Source organism: Pseudomonas sp. NPDC087690, assembly GCF_044743175.1.
Classification (GTDB): Bacteria; Pseudomonadota; Gammaproteobacteria; order Pseudomonadales; family Pseudomonadaceae; genus Aquipseudomonas.
The window spans coordinates 213,302-235,372 of the sequence record NZ_JBIUVX010000003.1 but is presented as its reverse complement, the minus strand read 5'-3'; the positions used below and the strand labels follow the sequence as shown (position 1 = coordinate 235,372).

Below are 22,071 nucleotides of genomic sequence, written 5' to 3'. Positions count from 1 at the left end.
GTCTAACCAGATTGTTTGGGTTTATATGGTCATGTGAAGAAGAGCATACGGTTGTTTCCTTGGCAGTCAGTTGCTATTAAAGACGTGGTAGCCTGCGAAAAGCTTCGGGGAGTCGGCAAACAGACTTTGATCCGGAGATGTCTGAATGGGGGAACCCAGCCATCATAAGATGGTTATCTTGTACTGAATACATAGGTGCAAGAGGCGAACCAGGGGAACTGAAACATCTAAGTACCCTGAGGAAAAGAAATCAACCGAGATTCCCTTAGTAGTGGCGAGCGAACGGGGACTAGCCCTTAAGTGGCTTTGAGATTAGCGGAACGCTCTGGAAAGTGCGGCCATAGTGGGTGATAGCCCTGTACGCGAAAATCTCTTAGTCATGAAATCGAGTAGGACGGAGCACGAGAAACTTTGTCTGAATATGGGGGGACCATCCTCCAAGGCTAAATACTACTGACTGACCGATAGTGAACTAGTACCGTGAGGGAAAGGCGAAAAGAACCCCGGAGAGGGGAGTGAAATAGATCCTGAAACCGTATGCGTACAAGCAGTGGGAGCCCACTTTGTTGGGTGACTGCGTACCTTTTGTATAATGGGTCAGCGACTTATTTTCAGTGGCGAGCTTAACCGAATAGGGGAGGCGTAGCGAAAGCGAGTCTTAATAGGGCGTCTAGTCGCTGGGAATAGACCCGAAACCGGGCGATCTATCCATGGGCAGGTTGAAGGTTGGGTAACACTAACTGGAGGACCGAACCGACTACCGTTGAAAAGTTAGCGGATGACCTGTGGATCGGAGTGAAAGGCTAATCAAGCTCGGAGATAGCTGGTTCTCCTCGAAAGCTATTTAGGTAGCGCCTCATGTATCACTGTAGGGGGTAGAGCACTGTTTCGGCTAGGGGGTCATCCCGACTTACCAAACCGATGCAAACTCCGAATACCTACAAGTGCCGAGCATGGGAGACACACGGCGGGTGCTAACGTCCGTCGTGAAAAGGGAAACAACCCAGACCGTCAGCTAAGGTCCCAAAGTTATGGTTAAGTGGGAAACGATGTGGGAAGGCTTAGACAGCTAGGAGGTTGGCTTAGAAGCAGCCACCCTTTAAAGAAAGCGTAATAGCTCACTAGTCGAGTCGGCCTGCGCGGAAGATGTAACGGGGCTCAAACCATACACCGAAGCTACGGGTATCATCTTCGGATGATGCGGTAGAGGAGCGTTCTGTAAGCCTGTGAAGGTGAGTTGAGAAGCTTGCTGGAGGTATCAGAAGTGCGAATGCTGACATGAGTAACGACAATGGGTGTGAAAAACACCCACGCCGAAAGACCAAGGTTTCCTGCGCAACGTTAATCGACGCAGGGTTAGTCGGTCCCTAAGGCGAGGCTGAAAAGCGTAGTCGATGGAAAACAGGTTAATATTCCTGTACTTCTGGTTATTGCGATGGAGGGACGGAGAAGGCTAGGCCAGCTTGGCGTTGGTTGTCCAAGTTTAAGGTGGTAGGCTGGAATCTTAGGTAAATCCGGGATTCTAAGGCCGAGAGCTGATGACGAGTGTTCTTTTAGAACACGAAGTGGTTGATGCCATGCTTCCAAGAAAAGCTTCTAAGCTTCAGGTAACCAGGAACCGTACCCCAAACCGACACAGGTGGTTGGGTAGAGAATACCAAGGCGCTTGAGAGAACTCGGGTGAAGGAACTAGGCAAAATGGCACCGTAACTTCGGGAGAAGGTGCGCCGGTGAGGGTGAAGGACTTGCTCCGTAAGCTCATGCCGGTCGAAGATACCAGGCCGCTGCGACTGTTTATTAAAAACACAGCACTCTGCAAACACGAAAGTGGACGTATAGGGTGTGACGCCTGCCCGGTGCCGGAAGGTTAATTGATGGGGTTAGCTAACGCGAAGCTCTTGATCGAAGCCCCGGTAAACGGCGGCCGTAACTATAACGGTCCTAAGGTAGCGAAATTCCTTGTCGGGTAAGTTCCGACCTGCACGAATGGCGTAACGATGGCGGCGCTGTCTCCACCCGAGACTCAGTGAAATTGAAATCGCTGTGAAGATGCAGTGTATCCGCGGCTAGACGGAAAGACCCCGTGAACCTTTACTATAGCTTTGCACTGGACTTTGAATTTGCTTGTGTAGGATAGGTGGGAGGCTTTGAAGCGTGGACGCCAGTTCGCGTGGAGCCATCCTTGAAATACCACCCTGGCAACTTTGAGGTTCTAACTCAGGTCCGTTATCCGGATCGAGGACAGTGTATGGTGGGTAGTTTGACTGGGGCGGTCTCCTCCTAAAGAGTAACGGAGGAGTACGAAGGTGCGCTCAGACCGGTCGGAAATCGGTCGTAGAGTATAAAGGCAAAAGCGCGCTTGACTGCGAGACAGACACGTCGAGCAGGTACGAAAGTAGGTCTTAGTGATCCGGTGGTTCTGTATGGAAGGGCCATCGCTCAACGGATAAAAGGTACTCCGGGGATAACAGGCTGATACCGCCCAAGAGTTCATATCGACGGCGGTGTTTGGCACCTCGATGTCGGCTCATCACATCCTGGGGCTGAAGCCGGTCCCAAGGGTATGGCTGTTCGCCATTTAAAGTGGTACGCGAGCTGGGTTTAGAACGTCGTGAGACAGTTCGGTCCCTATCTGCCGTGGACGTTTGAGATTTGAGAGGGGCTGCTCCTAGTACGAGAGGACCGGAGTGGACGAACCTCTGGTGTTCCGGTTGTCACGCCAGTGGCATTGCCGGGTAGCTATGTTCGGGAAAGATAACCGCTGAAAGCATCTAAGCGGGAAACTTGCCTCAAGATGAGATCTCACTGGAACCTTGAGTTCCCTGAAGGGCCGTCGAAGACTACGACGTTGATAGGTTGGGTGTGTAAGCGCTGTGAGGCGTTGAGCTAACCAATACTAATTGCCCGTGAGGCTTGACCATATAACACCCAAGCAATTTGCATGCTCCGAGCTGAAAAGCGAGAGAGACCAGATTGCGGTGTGTGAAGACGAAATGAACCGAAAGTTCGATGTTCACAAAACACCTGCTGTCACATACCCAATTTGCTGAAGCGAGGCCATAAGGCCACGACTCAGTACCCGAATTTCTTGACGACCATAGAGCGTTGGAACCACCTGATCCCATCCCGAACTCAGCAGTGAAACGATGCATCGCCGATGGTAGTGTGGGGTTTCCCCATGTGAGAGTAGGTCATCGTCAAGATTAAATTCCGAAACCCCAATTGCGAAAGCAATTGGGGTTTTGTTTTAGTAGAAACATCCGTTTTTGCTGGCCTGTTACCGTGTTGACAGGTCAGATACAGAATTTCTTGACGACCATAGAGCGTTGGAACCACCTGATCCCATCCCGAACTCAGTAGTGAAACGATGCATCGCCGATGGTAGTGTGGGGTTTCCCCATGTGAGAGTAGGTCATCGTCAAGATTAAATTCCGAAACCCCTGTCTGCTAACGCAGACAGGGGTTTTGTCATTTCAGTGCCTGCCAAAACCGAACGTCAAACTGCTTTGCGTGCCCTGCTCATGCGTCGTGCCAGCCATTTGCGCCACCAGATATAAACGCCAGTCCCCGACAACCCCGCAATCAAAAGCCCTAGTACCGCGATCATCACCTGCCCGGTAACACCAATGATCCGACCTCCGTGTATGGGCAACTGCAACCGGTAAAACTGTTCCCCCAACGTTCCCTGTCCAGCGATCTCCTGCCCTAGCAATCGCCCATCCGTACCATGAAAGAACAACCAGGATTTACCATGAGCGTCTGTGTCGTGTTGACCAAATCCTGCACCGTAAAAGTTGTATTCAAAGCTGTAGTACAACTCCCCGATCCCAGCTGTCAGTCCTAACCTTTTTCCCTCCTGTAATGCCCTCTCGTATGCCTGTTGATAACTCAACTGCGTTATCCCAAGCTCACCCACAGGCATCCGCCCTCGTGCCTCATAGACGCTCGGTTCGATCGATGAAAACAACGACACAGCAGGCTTGAACACCTGACTCGGCAAGTTCATCGCCACACTGCTGACAGCGATTGGCAGCAATAAAAGCCACAACCACAACCCACCGGCGCGATGCAGGTCGAAGTTCAGCCGATACGCATGCCCACCCTTGATCTTCCAGGCCGCCGACCACTTCTTCCAGAACGGCTTGCCACGCGGTAACGTCAGCCACAAAGCGATGAAACAATCGATCATCCAGGCGATGGCTACCAATCCCATCAGCCACAACCCCCAATTGCCTGGCAATGTCAGGTTGTAGTGGAACTCGAGGATAAACGGGACAAAGTTTTCCCGCTGAAAACAGCATTCCCCCCAGTAACGCTGCCCCTTCTGTTCAGCGTTCACCGGATCCAGATAGAACACCTGATTACGTTCATCAAACGGCTTGCCGGTCGTTGGGTCATTGCGCGGAACCGCCGCCAGCAATGCCGTATTCCCCGCCTCATGCGGATACTCCATATACCAGACCTGCAGCTTCGGATGTGCAGCTTGCAGCGCATCAACCAGCTCGCCCGGTGGCAATCGTAAGCCCTGCGCCGAGGCGCTATAAAACTCGGGATTCAACCACTCATCCAGCTCATGGTTGAACGCAAGAATGCTCCCGGTGATTCCCGCCAGCAGTAAAAATACCGCGATGGCCAAGCCGATATAGCGATGCAACAAAACCAGAAATGCGCGCATGAAAAATTTTCCTTCAAATACGACAAAGCCAGCCCCTGACATTCAGGGGCTGGCTTTTTTATGCACAGGACAAAAGGTTTAGAACTGGTAGCTGACGGTCGCCGCGACGTTGCGCTCTTCACCCAAATAGCAGAAGTTCAGACTGGCGCAGGACGCCACATAGGACTCATTGGTCAGATTGTTCGCGTTCAGGCGAACGTCAACGCCCTTCAACCCGACCTTGCCCAGGTCGTAGCCAATCGAGGCGTCGAACAATGTGTAGGACGGCACCTTCAGGGTGTTCTCCGCATCCGCCCAGCTGTATCCGACATACCGCACGCCACCGCCCAGGCGCAGGCCATCAAGTGCCGCGCTGTCGAATTTGTAGTCAGCCCACAACGAGGCCATGTGTCGCGGTGCCTGCGTCGGCGAGTTGCCCTTGTTCTCGATCACATCGGTCGGCGTGCTCAACGTGCTGACCATCGACTTCGAATACTCGATGTCGGTGAAGGTGTAGCTGCCGAGGACTTTGAGGTTGTCGGTCAACTGCATGTGCGCTTCCAGCTCCAGACCTTGCGAGCGGACAGCGCCGACAGCGCGATAGAAGTTTTCCTGCGGAAGCTTGGTCGCCAGGTTCTCCTGATCAATGCGAAACAGCGATGCAGTGAACAGATTGTCAGTGCCCAGTGGTTGATACTTCAGGCCGACTTCCCATTGCGTGCCATCGGTAGGTGCCAGCGGGTTCCCGGCGCTGTCGGCGTAGGAGTTAGGGTTGAACGACTCGGAATAGCTGATGTACGGCGCCAGACCGTTATCGAACAGGTAGAGCGCGCCGGCACGGCCAGTGAGTTTGGTGCGGCGGTCGTTGATCTCTGTCCCCTCAGGGCGCCCTGCTTCGGCAATGCGGTTTTCATCGGATGTCTCGACCCAGTCCTGACGCAGGCCCAGCGAGAAGCGCCATTTGTCCATCTCGATCAGGTCTTGCAGGTAAACCCCGGTCTGCTCCAGGCGCCGCAGGTAACTGGTATCGCCATACATATCGATCGCTGAGTTGCCGTACACCGGGTTGAACGCATTGATCGGTGCGAGCCCGCCGCTGGTCCAGTCGACCACGGTTTTACGCCGCTGATAATCCGCGCCCATCAACACCGTGTGTTTAGTCGCACCCGTGAAAAATTCAGCCTGAAGCATGTTGTCGACAATGAACGCATGCAGCCGCTCATCACCGCCGGTGTAGTAGCGATTCAACTCGTTGCTGGTTGGCGTGGTCCAGCCATAAGCGTAGACCTGATCCATGTTCACTTTGGAGTCGAGGTAGCGGAAGTTCTGCCGTGCAGTGAAGACATCGTTGAAGCGATGTTCGAACTGATAACCGAACGACTGCTGATCACGCGAGTAACCGTCAATCCCCGGCTCACCTTCGAAGAAATGCGGTGAGAGGCGGTTGCCATTGCGTTGATGAATCGTGCCATCGGCTGGCACACCACCGTGATAGCCACCGTCCGGGTCGTGCTGCAGATACGCCTGCAATGTCAGCGATGTGTCTTCACTGAAATCGATACTCAACGTCGGTGCCAGGGCGAAGCGTTTTTCCTTGTTGTGGTCAAATTGCGTGTCGGACTGATCCGACAACCCGGTCAGACGATAGGCAATGCGCTTGTCGTCATCGATCGGGCCGCTGAAGTCAAAACCAACCCCGCGCTGACCCTGCGTGCCGACCGTGGCCTGCACTTGATGGTAAGCCTCATACAGCGGTTTTTTGCTGGTCAACGCCACCAGGCCGCCCGGCGAACTGCGACCGTATAGAACCGACGACGGGCCTTTGAGAATGTCCACACGCTCAAGGAAATATGGATCGACCTGCATGGTGCTGTAAGTGCCGCTGTCGCCCATCGACTTGAGGCCGTCGAGGTAAATGTTGTCCACCGAGCCGTCATTGAAGCCGCGCATAGCGACATAGTCATAACGGTGAGTTGCGCCATACGGATTGGTCAGCACACCGGGTGTGTAGCGCATCGCCTGCGAGACCGTCTGCGAGCCCTGGTCGTCCATTTGCTCGCGAGTAACCACGGACACACTTTGCGAAGTTTCCAGCAGCGCGGTACTGGTTTTGGTGGCGATCTGACTGTGGGTGGCGTTGTAGCCGTCCATGTTGCCCAGCGCGTTACCGAGGGCGAAGCCTTTGATGTCGGTGGTGGGCAGGGCCAGTGCATCGCTTTGCGCGACCGACCGCAAGGTGTAGCTGCTGCCATCCAGACTGATCGCTTCCAGTCCGGAGCCGCCGAGCAAATGACTCAATGCCTGATCAGTCGAATACTCACCCTGTACGCCTGGCGATTGCCGTCCCTGAGTTTGTTGCGGAGTCATCGCCAGGGTGATGCCAGCCTGACGCGCGAATTGATTCAGCGCTTCACCCAATGGACCCGCAGCGATGTTGTAACGATGGCCGACTTCAGTGTTAACAGTGCCGGCAGCCACGCTCAGGCTCGGCAACACCGCCACACCCAGCGCGGTAGAGAGCAGCGCTGCTCGAACGGCATGACGCAAAACACGCGATTCGCCGGTGAATTTCGGAGAGTTCTTACAGGTGGCGGGGACAGTCATTGTGGGTTTCCGTAGGAAGTCGCAAACGCTTGAGTTGAAGTGCTTACTGACTAAGCCGGACAGTCTGCGAAAACCCGCCAGAATAATTTCACACGACATGTTCCAGGGTCACCCACCAGCGGGTGCGATAGCGCAATTTCACCGGCAACGTCTGCGGCAGGATGGCCAACAGCTTGTCGGTGTCTTCGAGGCGGAACACGCCGGACAGACGCAAGTCGGAAACGTCCGAAGCGCAGGTCAGAAAGCCCTGACGATAACGTCCGACTTCGCTGAGGAAATCACCGAGGCGCATATTGCGTGTGACGATCAAGCCATCGACCCAAGCGCCAGCGTCCATGTCCGGCGTCGGGGCCGGGCGGACCTGATGATGGTCGATCAGATAACTCTGCCCGGCGAGTGCCTGTACCGAAGTGCTGCCGGAAAGGATCGCAACCTCACCATGGGTGACGCTGAGCCGAGTGCAGTCATGTTCCTGACGCAAAATGAAGCGGGCATCGACGGGCTCATAAGCCCCGTGACGATCTTGTACGCGCAGCGGCCGATCAGACGGCGCGCCCTCGTCGGAGCCACCACACGTGACAATGATCTCGCCACGGGTCAGTTGGATCAGCCGCTGCTGCGCGGTGTAATCCAGATCCACGGCGCTGGCGGTGTTGAGTTCGATGCGCGTGCCGTCCGGTAGCTGGAAGCCGCGCCGCTCGCCAGTCGCTGTGGCGTAATCGGCACGCCATTGCTGCCACGCAGCCGTGTCCTTGGCCAACCAAGCGGCGGAGCCCATCAGCAATGCGCCAGACAACAACTTCAAAGCCTGTCGCCGACCCAAACCCTGTGCGCCGTTTTCCAGGGTATTGAATGCCACTTGCGCACCGGGCACCGCGCGAAGGTTACTGCTCAACTCGGCTTGCAGCGACTGCACCCGTTGCCAGGCCAGTTCATGCTCGTGGTGTTCGGCACGCCACTGCTCACACTGGCGATTCAACCTCGAATTGCCATGGTTATTGCGCAAGCGCAACAGCCAATGGATGGCTTGCTTGACCACTTGCTGCTGCGGCTCGCCGCGACGTCCGAGAGACACGTTATCCACAGGCATCAGCTTTCGTACCGCAGTACGTAGCAGTGATACAGCGCATCAGCGACGTAGCGTTCCACTGAGCGCAGCGACAAACCCATCTGTTCGGCGATCTGCTTGTGGGTCAACCCTTCGCACTGCGCCAACAGAAAGGCCTGACGCACTTTCGGTTTCAGTCCTTCAAGCATGCGCGCGATGCTCTCCAGCAGTTCGATCACCAGTGCGCGGGCTTCGGCACTCGGCGTTTCGGCTTCGGGTAGATGTGCGATGGTTTCCAGATAGGCGCGTTCGATTTCCTCGCGGCGCCAGTGATCAATCACCAGGCCGCGAGCGACGGTACGCAGAAAGGCGCGGGGCGTTTTGAGTTCGAGGCGTTCGGTGCGTTGCAACAGGCGCACGAAGGTGTCCTGTGCCAGATCTGCTGCATCCGCTGCATTGCCCAACCGCACGCGCAGCCAAGCGTTGAGCCAGCCGTGATGACTACTGTAAAGCGCCTGTACTGCAAACTCAGGTGAGGACATGAACGCGAACGTCACAAATGATAATTACTCGCATTGTCATCAAGGGTTACAGAATTTGCAACTGCCGTTGATGCGACCGTCGTAAAAAACCGGTTATCAGCCGCTCTAGCGCGCCGTTCGGCGGGAATCTGCCAGAAATTCCATCCATTTCCCCCACGACCCTAAGATTTCTCCGAAACGTGCCGACAGACTGGTGAGACATGCGTGCACCAAAGTAGAGCGGCCAGAAGAACGCTGCCTGCGCTGTACATGGAATGTTGCATCCGGAACGCATCCCCACTTTTGGCATAAGAAGTCCCATGAAATGAATCTCAAGTTCAGCCATAAAATCCTGTTGGCCGCCTCGGGCGTCGTGGTCCTGGCGTTCGCGCTGTTCACCCTCTACAACGACTATCTGCAGCGAAACACCATTCGCCAGAACCTCCAGTCCTCTGTGCAGCAGGCCGGTGATCTGACCGCCAGCAGCGTGCAGAACTGGATGAGCGGGCGGATTCTGGTGCTGGAAAACCTCGCGCAGAACGTTGCCCATCAGGGCAAGGACGCCGACTTCCCGGGTCTGGTCGATCAACCGGCCTTCACCTCGAATTTCCAGTTCACCTACGTCGGTCAGGCCAACGGTGTATTCACCCAGCGCCCTGACGCGAAGATGCCGGACGGCTACGATCCGCGTCAGCGCCCTTGGTACAAGCAAGCCGTTGTGGCTGACAAAACCATGCTGACGCCGCCGTACATGGCCGCTGTCGGCGGGCTGGTAGTGACCATCGCCATGCCGGTGAAAAAGAACGGCGAGCTGCTCGGCGTGGTTGGTGGTGACTTGAGCCTGGAAACCCTGGTGAAGATCATCAACTCGGTTGACTTCGGCGGCCTCGGCCACGCGTTCCTGGTCAGCGCCGACGGTCAAGTGATTGTCAGTCCGGACAAAGATCAGGTCATGAAAAACCTGAAAGACATCTACCCGAACACCAGCGTACGCATCGAGAAGGGCAACCAGAACGTCGTGCTCAACGGCCAGGAACGCATTCTGTCGTTCACCCCGGTCAGCGATCTGCCGAATGCGCAGTGGTACATCGGTCTGTCGATCGATCGCGACAAAGCCTACGCCGCACTCAGCCAATTCCGCACCTCGGCACTGATCGCGATGTTTGTCGCTGTCGGCGCGATTGCGCTGCTGCTCAGCCTGTTGATCAACGTGCTGATGCGTCCGCTGACCACCATGGGCCGCGCGATGCAGGACATCGCTCAGGGCGAGGGCGACCTGACCCGTCGTCTGGTGGTTGAGAGCAAAGATGAGTTCGGCGAGCTGGGCAGTGCGTTCAACCAGTTCGTCGAGCGAATTCATGCGTCGATTTCCGAAGTGTCTTCGGCGACTCGCCATGTACATGACCTGTCGCAACGGGTGATGGCGTCGTCCAACGCCTCGATCGTCGGTTCTGACGAACAAAGCGCGCGCACCAACAGCGTCGCTGCGGCGATCAACGAACTGGGCGCCGCTACTCAGGAAATCGCCCGCAACGCCGCCGATGCTTCGCAACACGCCAGCGGCGCCAGTGAGCAGGCCGATGATGGGCGTCAGGTGGTCGAGCAGACGATCCTGGCGATGACCGAGCTGTCGCAGAAGATCAGCCTGTCGTGCACGCAGATCGAAACCCTCAATGCCAGCACCGACAACATCGGCCACATCCTCGATGTGATCAAAGGCATCTCGCAACAGACCAACCTGCTGGCACTCAACGCCGCGATCGAAGCGGCGCGTGCCGGTGAAGCCGGACGTGGTTTTGCCGTGGTGGCGGACGAGGTGCGTAACCTTGCCCATCGCACCCAGGAGTCGGCGGAAGAGATCCACAAGATGATCACGTCGCTGCAAGTCGGTTCGCGTGAAGCGGTGAGCACGATGAACGCCAGCCAGGCGTCCAGCGAGCAAAGCGTTGAAGTGGCCAATCAGGCCGGTTTGCGCCTGGTCAGCGTGACCCAGCGTATCGGCGAAATCGACGGCATGAACCAGTCGGTCGCCGCCGCTACCGAAGAGCAGACCGCCGTGGTGGAAACTCTCAACGTCGACGTCAACCAGATCAACCTGCTGAACCAGCAGAGCGTGGCCAACCTCAATGAAACGTTGAAGGATTGTGATGCGTTGTCGCAGCAGGCCAACCGCCTGAAGCAACTGGTCGACAGCTTCAAGATCTGACCTCAAGTCAGACCGCGTTATCGTTCATCGCGAGCAGGCTCGCTCCTACAAATTAACCGGGTTCCATCTGAAGGAACCCGATCAACTGTAGGAGTGAGCCTGCTCGCGATAGCGGTCTACAACTCACCGCCAAACTCAAGCCTTAAACAAACAGCTTCAATACATTCCCCATCGCATCATCGGCAAACCCCTGCACAAAATCCTTGAACCCGGGCAGCGCTTCCTCACCGCCCGAGGCCGGCTCGGCAATGATCGTCCACGTCGCCCGGGACTTGCCTGCGACCAGCGCTTCCACATTCATCGCCGCCCACAGATTCGCCACCCCCAACGTGTTGTAAATCGTTGTCCAGGTCATGCTGCGTGCCTGCTCATCGCGGGAGTTGAGTTGTTCGACCACCACGTTGCCGTCCTTGAAGCATTTCTTGCGTAGCGAGGACACGCCCTCACCCGTCATTTCGATGTGCGACAGCGCCGGAATGAAACGGTCGAAACCGCCGAAGTTACCGACCACCGCCCAGACTTGCGCCGCGTCCGCCGGTACCTCCACCGACGACACAACGTGGCAGCCATGCGGGTTTTTGATCAGGGTGTCCGGTTGCAAATTGCTCATGGTGTTGCTCCTTGTTGTTGAGTCAGATGAAGTTGATTTCTTTCAGGTAGTCGCAGCCACGACGCAGCAGCGCCGGGGATTTTTGCGGGTAGTGCGCACCCATCTGTTGCACGCCGGCCTGGGCGTTGGCGTGGCCGATCAGCGAGATGTCACCGATGTCTTCCTCAAAGCCGTTGAGGTAGAAGCCGAGTACGCCGAACAACGCGTTGTCGGCATCGACGCGCCCCAGTTGCTGCTGCCAGTCGGCGACGCTGACCAGCGCGAACTCGCTGCCGGTTTCGCGGAACGACGCGACGTAGGCATCCCAGCTCAGCGGCTCGGGGTTATGCAGGTTGAACACCGCGCGCTCGGGCGAATAACGGCTGGCGTGGAAGGCGATGAAGCGGGCGAGAAAGTCCACCGGCATCAGGTCGAAGTTCAGTGCGAAGGCCGGCACCTGACCGAGCTGGATCGAGCCTTTGAGCATCAACATCAAACGGTTTTTGTGCGGCTGACAGACGCCGCTCAAACTGTTGAAGCTGATGTTGCCGGGGCGATACAAGTTGACCCGCACACCCCGTTCCCGCGCCCGTTCGAGAATGCGTTCGCCGACCCACTTCGACAGGTTGTAGCCGTTGCGAATGTAGATCGGCGGCGTTGGCGCGGCAGGCATTTCCAGCACTCGCCCCGCGTCGTCGACCGTACTTGAAGCCGACAGCGTCGAGACGAAATTGAAAACCTTTTTGCTCTGCCCTTCGCACAAACGCAGCAGGGCAAAAACCGGCTCGACGTTGTCTGCCGCCAGCGACTCGTAATCGAGTACGTGGTTAACGTTGGCAGCGTTGTGCACCAGTGCGCCGAACTCACGATCGAGGCGCTGATAATCGTCGTCATCCAGGCCCAACTGCGGACGCGTTATATCCGCCGCGTAAACCCGCACACGACGCAGATCCAGATGCTCCAGGCGGTTTTCTCGCAGTGACTCGGCAAAGCGTTGCGCCGCTGTTTGCCCGCCGCCGTCGCGCACCAGACACGCCACTTCGCTGGCACCCCAACCGAGCAGCGCCTCGACGATGTGCACACCGACAAAGCTGTTGGCGCCAGTGACGATGACCTTGTGCACATCGCCCATGCGGCTGATCGGCAGCGGTTCGATTTCCAGTGCACGCTCGGCGTCGGCCATGGCCTGAGCGCTAAGTACGGCGCTGTCATCGGTGCCACGCACCAGCGTCGCAAGCTTGATGATGGTCGGCAGTTCGATGAAGCGATTGATCGAAATGCTGCGGCCGAACTCCTCACGCAAACGCAGCAACATCCGCGACAACAGAATCGAGTGGCCGCCGAGATTGAAGAAGCTTTCGTCGGTAGAGATGTCGCTGCCCGGCAGCTCCAGCAACTCGGCCCAGATCTCCAGCAGTAGCGCTTCGTCGGCATTTGCCGGCAGGCACTTCGGGCCGGTGTCCTGGACGCTCACCGGCAATTCCAGCAAGGCTTTGCGGTCGACTTTGCCATTGCTGGCGAAGGGCATGCCGGCCAGCTCGGTCCACGCCACCGGTTGCATATAGTCCGGTAGAAATTGCTGCGCGTGAGCCTTCAGCGCATGGCGGGCCGTGTCTGATTGCGCTTGCGCGAGGAACGCCAGAATCCGCCGCTGGCTGTCGATCACCACCGCCACTTGCCGGTACAGCCGGCTCTCGCGCAGGCAACGCTCGATCTCTTCCGGCTCGACCCGGAAACCCCGGATCTTCACCTGATTGTCGCGTCGCCCACACAGCTCGATCCCGTGCTCGCCCCACTTCGCCATGTCACCGCTGCGGTAGGCGCGCAACGTTTGGCCGTCCGGCAGATTCAAGGTCAGATAACGCTCGGCGGTCTGCTGTGGATTGTTCAGATAACCGAGGCAGACACCGGGGCCGACGATGAACAATTCGCCGACGGTTTGCTCCTGCACGGGCTGCAAATCGTCATCGAGAATCAACACCTGGCTGTTGGCGATGGGCGCGCCGAGACTGCGGTTGCTGTCACCGGGTTTGACCTGACGCGCGGTGATCAGCACCGTGGCTTCGGTCGGGCCGTAAAGGTTGTGCAGCGTGCCCTGGCGGGTCAGTTGCTCGATGACGAACGGCTCGCAGACATCGCCACCGGTCATCACTTGCACACCTTCCAGTTGTTCCAGCGGCAGGATGCTCAGCAGCGCCGGCGGCAGGAACGCGTGGCTCAGTTGCCGCCGACGGATCAGCGCGATCAGTTGCAGCGGATCACGCCGTTGCGTGTCGTCAGGCACCACCAGTTCGGCGCCTGAAAGTAAGGTCGGGAAGATATCGATCAACGATGAATCGAAACTCAACGAAGAAAACTGCAGCACCCGACTCTCGGCGTGCAACTGCACGTAGTCGGCGTACCAAGTGGTGAAGTGCGCAAGGTTGGCCTGACTGAGCAACACGCCTTTGGGGTGGCCGGTGGTGCCCGAGGTGTAGAGCGCCATGCACGGCGCCTCAAGTTCAGGACGCTGGCGCATCAACGGTTGGCCGAGATCGGCTTCGGCACTGTCGACGCCACTGACGTCGAGCCCAGCCATCGTTGCGCTCAGCGGATGCTCGCCATCATGCAGCAACAACAACGCGCCGGCGTTGTGCAGAATGTATTGCTGACGCTGCAGCGGATGGCTCGGCTCCAGCGGCAAGTACACCGCGCCGCTGCCGAGGATCGCCAGAATCGAGGCGAACAGCGCCGGACTTTTCGGCAGGCAGATACCGACCACCCATGGCTGCGGATGCTGCTCAAGTAACGGCAGCAAACGCTGTTGAATAGCCCGGCTATGGGCGTGCAATTGCTGGTAACTGAAGGAGCGTTCGCCGATGTGCAACGCCGGGCGTTCGGCGTGTTCGATCAGGCTCTGTTGCAGCCGCTCGATAACGGGAGCCTTCGCCTGTTCCAGCAACGCCGTATTCGCGGTGTCGTTGTGGTGATGGACGTACGCCAGGCTCTCGAGAAACAGCAGGTTTTCCATGCGCTCGAAATCCGGGGCTTTCAGCGATGTGGTCTGCTGAAAATAATCCGTATCGCGGGAGAAGCGGCTGACCAGCAAGGCTACTTCGTCGACGATATGCGTCAGTACCCGCTGACGCAGTGCCTGACCGTTGCCGGACGGTTCATCACCAATCGGCACACGACTGATCAGTGATGAGCCGAGAAAGCACAGCAGATCGAGTGTTGGTAAACCCGCTGCGCTGTGCGCGCAGACGCCCAGACGCAAATGCAGGTGCGGGATGGCGCAGAGATCGCCGGCGCCGAGGAAGCCATCGTCGATGATCAGATCCACCGTCGATGTACCCGCAACGCTGCGTTGCAAGGAGTGACCGTGTTGTTCAAGTTCCTGCGCCAGATCGGTCATGGCCTGACTGGTGCCAATCAGCAAAATGTCGAGACGTTTCATGTCGGCCTCCTCATCAAACCAGGTAGTCGCGCAGGGCGTGCTGCACGCACGGTGTGTCGAGCAGCGAGCTGTTGTGGAAGAACTTGGCGATGTTGCCCACCAGCGGGTGATGGCGATTGATCGGGAACGCCAGTCCGGCCATTTCGTCTTTGAGCGAGCGCCGTGTGGCCTCGCTGACCGGCAGCGCATCGATCAGGCGCAGGTCGAAGGCTTTCTGGATGTCGTTGGTCAGGTAGTGGCCGATGAACACCGGCAGGATCTGCGCAATGGTTTCGCGATCCGCCGCGTTTGCGGTGTACCAATAGATGCGCACCATCCGCGCCCAGAAACTCGAATGGCGACCTTCATCAAGCAAGTGATCGGCCATCAGGCCTTTGATCGACGGTTTGACCGAGTCGTCGCGGGCGAACGCGGCGACATCGCCGGTCACGGTGTTTTCAGCAATAGCCACGCAAATCAATTCGACCGCGCTGCGCAGGTGCTCCGGTGCCAGCGCTACAGCCGCCGGAATCGCCCGGCTCAACTCGATTTCATCGGGCAACCGGATCGGCTCGATGCCGGTCATCGCCACCGTTTGTTGCATGAAATCCATCGCCACCAACGCGTGGTAATCCTCGTCGACCACCACGGTCATCGCGTCGTAACGACAGGCGAACGGGAAGGGCACGGCGAAGCGATCCTTGGCGATGCTGCGTGCGGTCTTGTCGACGATTTCCGTTTCGAAAATCACCACATCGTTGATGAACTTGTACAGCGTCTGCACCAGCGCGAAATCACGCTGTTGCGGGCATTCGCGCAGGAAGGTTTCACTGAGCACCAGGGGTTGCCGGCTGAGGGGATAGATCAGGCGCTCGTCGTCCTCCAGCACACGTCGAGGGCGGGTGCGAATGGTCGCGCGACTCTCCCAGACATCCGCGAAAGATTGATAGTCGGCGGCATTCATTGGGCCACCTCCGCCAATGGCTCACGCATGCTCAGGCGCAGGCCGTCCCACAGGGCGATGCGGCTTTCCACGGCGGCGATGGCGCTGGCGTAGACCTCGGCCTCACGCTGCGGGTCGCCATCGACCAGTCGGTCCAGCAATTGCTCCGCCGCCGGACCGTGATCCTCGGAATCGACCTCGATGTGCCGTTCCAGGTAATAACGAAAGGTCGGTGCCTGCTCGATGCCGATGCCCCAATCATCGAGGATGCGCTGGAACATGGTCGGGATCACGCTCTCGCGACCATGCAAGAACGCTGCGGCCACGCTGTGTCCCGGCGCATGCAGGGCGATGCGCAAGGTGTCGCGGACGAATTGCGCGGCGGCCGGATCAACCTCGACGCTTTGCAACGCCACGTCATAACCTACGCCTTCCTGCTGCAGAGCAACAAAGCGCTCTACTGCTGTGGTGCTGGCGCCAATTTCGCGCATTGCATCCAGGTACAACTCGAAATGGCTGTAGTGCCCCTCTGCCAGACGATCGTCCGATTCTTCACCCAAGACGATCTCGTTGATCAGCCGGGCGGCATGCGGATCGCGTGGCGGTAGCCAGGGCAAGCGGGTGCAGGTCAATTCCTGTTGCAGACGCTTGGTCAGCGACATGAAGTCCCACACCGCAAATACGTGGGTCTCCATGAACCGACGTAATACCGATAACGAAGTAATCTCGGAAAAGATCGGGTGAATACTCAGTTCAGCTTTCTTCAGGGCGAGTTGGTTCTTAATGGGCATCATGATGTCCTTTATCATTGATATGAAATGGAACGGCTGTTTCAACTAAACAATCAATGCTGCCGTAACTTGCATGTGTCGTGGCTGCAGCTGATTGAAACTCTCTGCTATTGCCGAAAAGTCAGTAGTACCCGTCGGCGGCGCCATGGGTGTTTAGCCCTAAGTCCGCAGTCATTGCCGGTGATGCTTTGGGCGTGTGCCGAAATGTATGGCGAAGTTCAAACTCGGCGTGGAAAAAACTAATACAGACGGAAAGTGTTTAACAAGTATATTTTCAATTATTTCAAGTTTGCTGTTTTTCAAGTATGAAGAGTGCTGATAAAACTTTTTATTTAAGTTTTATTTGGGCGTAGTTGCTCCTTTCGGCTAATAACGGCCAAAATCGATCGACAAGAGTGAATGCCTCACTCGAAGCAACTTTCTACTGAAGAGAATTAAATGTTTTAAAGGGGCGAAAGTTGGCCGGGACCGGCGCCTGTACTTCCTTTTCCCGTGACAAGGCTCCTTCCGTAGGTTCCTGGTGCGGGGACTGCGCCGACGATGCGGTGCGTCGCCCGTTCTTTATTGGGTTGGCGGATCAAGAGTGCGGGTAAATTGCCGCCACGGCTATTACCGATTGGTGATCGCGAAGGGCGAAACCGGACTGCGCGGCGCGGGAAGGTTAGAGCAGGTGCGCCAGTCCGCCACTGGCGTTCGTGGCGGCGCGGGCGAGGGATTTGTAAGCGGGTGATTCGTCGGCAGCAACGGCCTCAGCGCGAGGTTTTGCGGCTCTGGCTGGCGGGGCTGGCAAGGTAGCGTGTGATGACATCGACACCACGATTGAGGTGATGCACCAGCAACCTCACCGAGCCTTCGACATCACGCGCGATTGCCGCTTGCAGCATCGCCCGGTGGTCGTCCTGTGACAGCTTGCCCAGGCCCATGGCTTCGAGATTGAAACGCAGGAAGCGTTCTTCTTCGTTGAGCCCGTCTTCGACCAGCCGCAGCAGGCGCCGGTTGGGTGCCATGCTGTACAGGGTCATGTGGAACAGACGATTGAGCCGGCCAATTTCACTGTAGTCGTGTTGGTGTTCGAGCTCTTCTATATAGCCGGCCGCGCGTTCGTGATCGGCGCTGGTCAGCAAAGGAATCGACTGCCGCAGGGCTTCGGTCTCGAGCAGAATCCGCAGTTGATAGGTTTCGGGGGCATCGCCCTGAATCAGGGGTGCGACCACCGCGCCTTTGTGCGCGGTGACGCTGAGCAGATCCTGCGCTTCGAGCTGGCGCAAGGCTTCGCGCACCGGCATGCGGCTGACCCCGAACAGATCGGCCAGATCCTGCTGGCGCAGCGCAGTACCGCAAGGCAGGCGCCCATCAAGGATGGCAGCGCGCAGGGTTTCCTCGATGACCGAACGGGCAAGATGCGCAGGGATCGGTCCATCGACTTTGATGCTGTGCAACGGTTTGGGCTTCTGTGTCACGACTACGCACCCTGTTTTCGGCTGAATTTGGATCCAAATGACACTAGTGATTGCTCTACAGGTTGTCAAACCGTGTAGAAGAACGCCGTTACATTTGCAGTTTAGCGCGGTCGCGATGATCTCATGGTGCCATTGTTTTTTAGCGGGCTAAGCTTCACCATCAAACGCTTTCTATCCTGCCCCCTTGGAAACCTGCTGTGGCGGTACGTTTCGCGATCCCCCGGACTCTGCGCTGGCTAGGCTGCGCACTGCTGCTGGCCGGCGTCATGCTGGGCGGTCTGCATGCCGATTGGGATTTTTCCGTGATCAGCCGCAAGGCCTCTGCGCTCTACGGGCCGCTGGGCGCCGGGCAGCAACGCATCGATGCCTGGCAGAATCTGCTGGCCACACAGAAGCAAGTCAGCGAGATGGAAAAACTCAAAGTGGTCAACCTGTTCTTCAACAAACAGGTGCGCTACGTCGAAGACATCGATCTGTGGCACGAGGTCGATTATTGGGAAACGCCCATCGAGGCGCTGTGGAAGGGCGCCGGTGACTGCGAAGACTATGCGATAGCCAAGTATTTCAGCCTGCGCCACCTCGGGGTTTCCAGTGACAAGCTGCGCATCACCTACGTCAAGGCACTGCGCCAGAACCGCGCGCACATGGTCCTGACTTACTATGCCACCCCCGATGCCATGCCGCTGGTGCTCGACAGCCTGATCGATCCGATCCAGCCGGCCTCGCAGCGAACCGATTTGCTGCCGGTCTACTCTTTCAATGCCGAAGGTCTGTATTTGCCCGGAGCCAAGGGCAACAAAAAGGTTGGTGACACCAAACGCCTGTCACGCTGGCAGGATGTCTTGAAGAAAATGCAGGCCGAAGGTTTTCCGGTCGAGACGACTAACTAGGAGCACGCGCTCAGATGTCTTTGTTCAAACAGCTGTTGATCGCTATCTGTCTGTTCCTGGTGGTCGCCTTCACCGGCAGCTTCATGGTCAGTCTGGAAAGCTCGCGTACCCAGTACGTCAACCAGTTGCGTTCCCATGCTCAGGACGCTGCAACAGCGCTGGCCCTGTCGTTGACGCCGAATATCGACGACCCGGCGATGGTCGAGTTGTTGGTCAGCTCGATTTTCGACAGCGGTTACTACGCGAGCATCCGTGTAGTCGATGTGAAGACCGATCAGACGATTGTCGAGCGCAGCGGCATTCCGGCCGTCAGCAATGTGCCGGACTGGTTCGTCAGACTGATCGGACTGGAGCCGGCCGGTGGCGATGCACTGGTCAGCCGCGGCTGGGAACAGGCGGCAAGGGTTGAGGTAGTCAGTCACCCGATGTTTGCTGTGGCCAAGCTGTGGCAGAGCGCGTTGGGCAGCCTTGGCTGGCTGCTGATCTGTGGTGCGATCAGTGCAGTGCTCGGCGCGTTGCTGCTGCGTCGGCAATTGAAACCGCTGGATTACATGGTCAAGCAATCCCACGCCATCGCCCGGCGCGAATTCCTGAGTCTGCCGGATCTGCCGCGCACGCCTGAGTTGCGTCGCGTGGTGCAGGCGATGAACCAGATGGTCGAGAAGCTCAAGGCGCTGTTTCAGGAACAGGCCGAGCGCAGTGAGAAGCTGCGTGCCGAGTCGTATCAGGACAACCTGACCGGGTTGGCCAACCGGCGTTATTTCGAGATGCAGTTGAACAACCGCGTGAGCAACCCGGAGCAGGCCAGTTCCGGTTATCTGCTGCTGTTGCGGGTCAAGGATCTGGCCGGCCTCAACCAACGGCTCGGTGGCCAGCGCACCGATGAACTGTTGAAAGCGGTCGGTGAGCAACTGTCGCGTGAATGCGCCAAATACCCGGAGACCCAGAATCTCGTCACGCGAATTCGCGGCGGTGAATTTGCCGTGCTGGCGCCAGGCCTGGTGCGTGAAGAAGCGCTGCAACTGGCGCAGAACCTCGACAATGCCTTGAGCAGCCTGCACGCCACCGGCGCGACCGATGTGGCAGCGGTGGCGTCGATCGGCCTGGCGCCTTTCGCCCACGGCGATTCGCCGCAATCGGTGCTCAGTCTCGGTGATCAAGCACTGGCGCAAGCCGAAGGGCAGGGTGAGCAGAACTGGGCCTGCATTGATCAGAGCCTCACGGCGGACGTTGGCGACGATCATCACGCCTGGCATCGCCTGCTGGATCAGGCGTTGAGTCAGCAGCGGTTCGAGCTGTATTTCCAACCGGTGGTGGCGGCTCAGGACTCGCAACTGGTACTGCATTACAAAGTGCTCTCGCGTCTGCTCGACGAGCAGGGCCAGACCATTCCGGCCGGACGCTTCCTGCCGTGGCTGGAGCGCTTTGGCTGGACCGCCCGGCTCGATCGGCTGATGCTCGAACGTGTGCTGGAACAGATGAAAGGACACGAGGAGTCGCTGGCGCTGAACTTGTCCTCGGCGACGTTGGCCGATCCGCAGGCACTGAATAAAGTCTTCGAGATTCTGCGCGCGCATTCCAACCTCGGCGCGCGCCTGACCCTTGAGATCGGCGAGGAGCAGTTGCCGGAGCAAGCGGTGCTGGAGCAGTTGACCCGGCGCCTGCGTGAGCTGGGCTTCTCACTGAGTCTGCAGCGCTTTGGTGGGCGCTTCAGCATGATCGGCAACCTGGCGCGGTTGGGGCTGGCGTACTTGAAGATTGATGGCAGCTACATTCGCGCGATTGATCAGGAGGGCGACAAGCGCTTGTTCATCGAAGCGATCCAGCGCGCGGCGCACAGCATTGATCTGCCGCTGATTGCCGAGCGGGTCGAGACGGAAGGCGAGTTGGCGGTGATTCGCGAGATGGGCTTGTATGGGGTTCAGGGGCAGTTGTTGGGTGAACCGAAGCCTTGGCGGTAAGAGCAACCCTCACCCTAACCCTCTCCCAGAGGGAGAGGGGACTGACCGTGGGATATTGACGCAATACGCCGACGTGAGCGATTTGCGCTGAATCCATAATCGACTCGATTTTATAGCGTCAGACACTTCGGTCGGTCCCTCTCCCGGAGGTAGGGGGTACTGATTGGGGGATGTTCGGGAAGTACGCCGACGTGAGCGATTTGTTTTAAATCCATAATCGACCCGGTTTCTCAGGTCGATGTATGACGCCAGACACCTCGGTCGGCGCCCTCTCCCTCAAGGGGACTGATTGGGGGATATTCGGGAAGTCCGCCGACGTGAGCGATTTGTTTTGAATCCATAATCGACCCGATCTCTCAGGTCGATGTATGACGCCAGACACCTCGGTCGGCCCCCTCTCCTTCCGGGAAAGGGGACTGATTAGGGGATATTCGGGAGATACGCCGACGTGAACGATTTGTGCTGAATCCATAATCGACCCGGTTTTTCAGGTCGATGTATGACGCCAGACACCTCGGTCGGCTCCCTCTCCCTCCGGGAGAGGGCTGGGGTGAGGGGCTTTTGATTCTGAGCGGATCAGATCAACCCGCCCTCATCCTCATCGATCAACTGACTCAACCCACCCAACGCTTCCCGCGCCTGTGTCCGGTCCATCAGTTTGGCCTGGGCCGCCGGTGGCAGGTCGGTGACGCGGATCACGCCTTTCTGGGTCAGCACCTGAATCAGGTCGTCGAGTACCCGAATCATTTCGAAGTCGCTCTGCTTGAGCTGTTTCAGGCTGGTTTCCACCACTTCATTGGCGAACCAGGCCTGGATTTCATGGCTGTCGGCCGGCAGCGTTTCCGTGGCCTCGGCGTAGGCCGCGGCTTCCACGCGAATCAACAGACCTTGCGCATCGCGTTGCACGTAAAACATTGAGCATCCCTCGGAAATGAACCAGCGTCATGCTGTCAGCAGCATAGCCAACTGCGCGCGAGTATGCGGTGCGG

General features: G+C 57.7%; 13 protein-coding genes, 3 rRNA genes and 1 pseudogene. 7 read left to right on the top strand and 10 right to left on the bottom strand.

The genetic code is table 11. From position 1 onward, the window contains the following. The first annotated feature begins 27 nt into the window (after positions 1–27). The 3 genes from ACIPIZ_RS08420 (at position 28) to rrf (ACIPIZ_RS08410) (ending at position 3,424) form a co-directional block, all read left to right on the top strand. Positions 28–2,921 (top strand): 23S ribosomal RNA (locus ACIPIZ_RS08420). A gap of 166 nt (positions 2,922–3,087) precedes the next feature. Next, a 5S ribosomal RNA gene (rrf, locus tag ACIPIZ_RS08415) occupies positions 3,088–3,203 on the top strand. 105 nt (positions 3,204–3,308) lie between these two features. After that, positions 3,309–3,424 (top strand): 5S ribosomal RNA (rrf, locus tag ACIPIZ_RS08410). Between the two features lie 72 nt (positions 3,425–3,496). On the opposite strand, the gene ACIPIZ_RS08405 is transcribed toward rrf (ACIPIZ_RS08410), so the two are convergent. The 4 genes from ACIPIZ_RS08405 to ACIPIZ_RS08390 form a co-directional block, all read right to left on the bottom strand. After that, complete coding sequence (locus tag ACIPIZ_RS08405) at positions 3,497–4,675, bottom strand: PepSY-associated TM helix domain-containing protein (protein WP_401164933.1); 1,179 nt, start codon at positions 4,673–4,675, stop codon at positions 3,497–3,499. 78 nt (positions 4,676–4,753) lie between these two features. Next, positions 4,754–7,258, bottom strand: a complete 2,505-nt coding sequence (locus tag ACIPIZ_RS08400) for a TonB-dependent siderophore receptor (RefSeq protein WP_401164931.1) — start codon at positions 7,256–7,258, stop codon at positions 4,754–4,756. Positions 7,259–7,346: 88 nt separating this feature from the next. After that, positions 7,347–8,348, bottom strand: coding sequence for a FecR domain-containing protein (locus ACIPIZ_RS08395; protein WP_401164928.1), 1,002 nt, complete (start codon positions 8,346–8,348; stop codon positions 7,347–7,349). Next, on the bottom strand, positions 8,348–8,848 hold the full coding sequence (locus ACIPIZ_RS08390) for a sigma-70 family RNA polymerase sigma factor (RefSeq protein WP_105708651.1): 501 nt from the start codon (positions 8,846–8,848) through the stop codon (positions 8,348–8,350). Before ACIPIZ_RS08390 ends, ACIPIZ_RS08395 begins: the two co-directional genes overlap by 1 nt. A 304-nt stretch (positions 8,849–9,152) precedes the next feature. Here ACIPIZ_RS08390 and ACIPIZ_RS08385 point away from each other — a divergent pair. Together ACIPIZ_RS08385 and ACIPIZ_RS08380 are read left to right on the top strand one after the other, a co-directional pair. Then, positions 9,153–10,178, top strand: a pseudogene (locus ACIPIZ_RS08385) (cache domain-containing protein); the annotation flags it as partial. Between the two features lie 69 nt (positions 10,179–10,247). Next, on the top strand, positions 10,248–11,033 hold the full coding sequence (locus ACIPIZ_RS08380; protein WP_371857642.1) for a methyl-accepting chemotaxis protein: 786 nt from the start codon (positions 10,248–10,250) through the stop codon (positions 11,031–11,033). Between the two features lie 142 nt (positions 11,034–11,175). On the opposite strand, the gene ACIPIZ_RS08375 is transcribed toward ACIPIZ_RS08380, so the two are convergent. The 5 genes from ACIPIZ_RS08375 to ACIPIZ_RS08355 all read right to left on the bottom strand — a co-directional run bounded on the left by ACIPIZ_RS08375 (position 11,176) and on the right by ACIPIZ_RS08355 (position 18,231). After that, on the bottom strand, positions 11,176–11,643 hold the full coding sequence (locus tag ACIPIZ_RS08375; protein WP_401164927.1) for an SRPBCC family protein: 468 nt from the start codon (positions 11,641–11,643) through the stop codon (positions 11,176–11,178). A gap of 22 nt (positions 11,644–11,665) precedes the next feature. Continuing rightward, complete coding sequence (locus ACIPIZ_RS08370; protein ID WP_401164924.1) at positions 11,666–15,058, bottom strand: non-ribosomal peptide synthetase; 3,393 nt, start codon at positions 15,056–15,058, stop codon at positions 11,666–11,668. Positions 15,059–15,071: 13 nt separating this feature from the next. Further along, positions 15,072–16,001 carry a diiron oxygenase gene (locus ACIPIZ_RS08365; RefSeq protein ID WP_122661833.1) on the bottom strand — a complete coding sequence of 310 codons (930 nt, stop codon included), beginning with the start codon at positions 15,999–16,001 and terminating at the stop codon, positions 15,072–15,074. Then, positions 15,998–16,771: a DUF3050 domain-containing protein gene (locus ACIPIZ_RS08360; protein ID WP_401164921.1), complete on the bottom strand. Its 774-nt coding sequence runs from the start codon at positions 16,769–16,771 to the stop codon at positions 15,998–16,000. Before ACIPIZ_RS08360 ends, ACIPIZ_RS08365 begins: the two co-directional genes overlap by 4 nt. A 749-nt stretch (positions 16,772–17,520) precedes the next feature. Next, positions 17,521–18,231 (bottom strand): GntR family transcriptional regulator, encoded by a 711-nt coding sequence (locus ACIPIZ_RS08355; RefSeq protein WP_064389074.1) that lies wholly within the window; start codon positions 18,229–18,231, stop codon positions 17,521–17,523. Between the two features lie 197 nt (positions 18,232–18,428). Here ACIPIZ_RS08355 and lapG point away from each other — a divergent pair, with 197 nt between their 5' ends. Next, the gene (gene lapG, locus ACIPIZ_RS08350) at positions 18,429–19,121 is read left to right on the top strand and encodes a cysteine protease LapG (RefSeq protein WP_064389073.1); all 693 of its coding nucleotides are present in this window, start codon (positions 18,429–18,431) and stop codon (positions 19,119–19,121) included. A 14-nt stretch (positions 19,122–19,135) separates the two neighbouring features. Beyond that, positions 19,136–21,082 (top strand): cyclic di-GMP receptor LapD, encoded by a 1,947-nt coding sequence (gene lapD / locus ACIPIZ_RS08345; protein WP_064389072.1) that lies wholly within the window; start codon positions 19,136–19,138, stop codon positions 21,080–21,082. A 576-nt stretch (positions 21,083–21,658) separates the two neighbouring features. On the opposite strand, the gene ACIPIZ_RS08340 is transcribed toward lapD, so the two are convergent. Next, positions 21,659–21,997: a hypothetical protein gene (locus tag ACIPIZ_RS08340; RefSeq protein ID WP_007918987.1), complete on the bottom strand. Its 339-nt coding sequence runs from the start codon at positions 21,995–21,997 to the stop codon at positions 21,659–21,661. Positions 21,998–22,071: the final 74 nt, after the last annotated feature.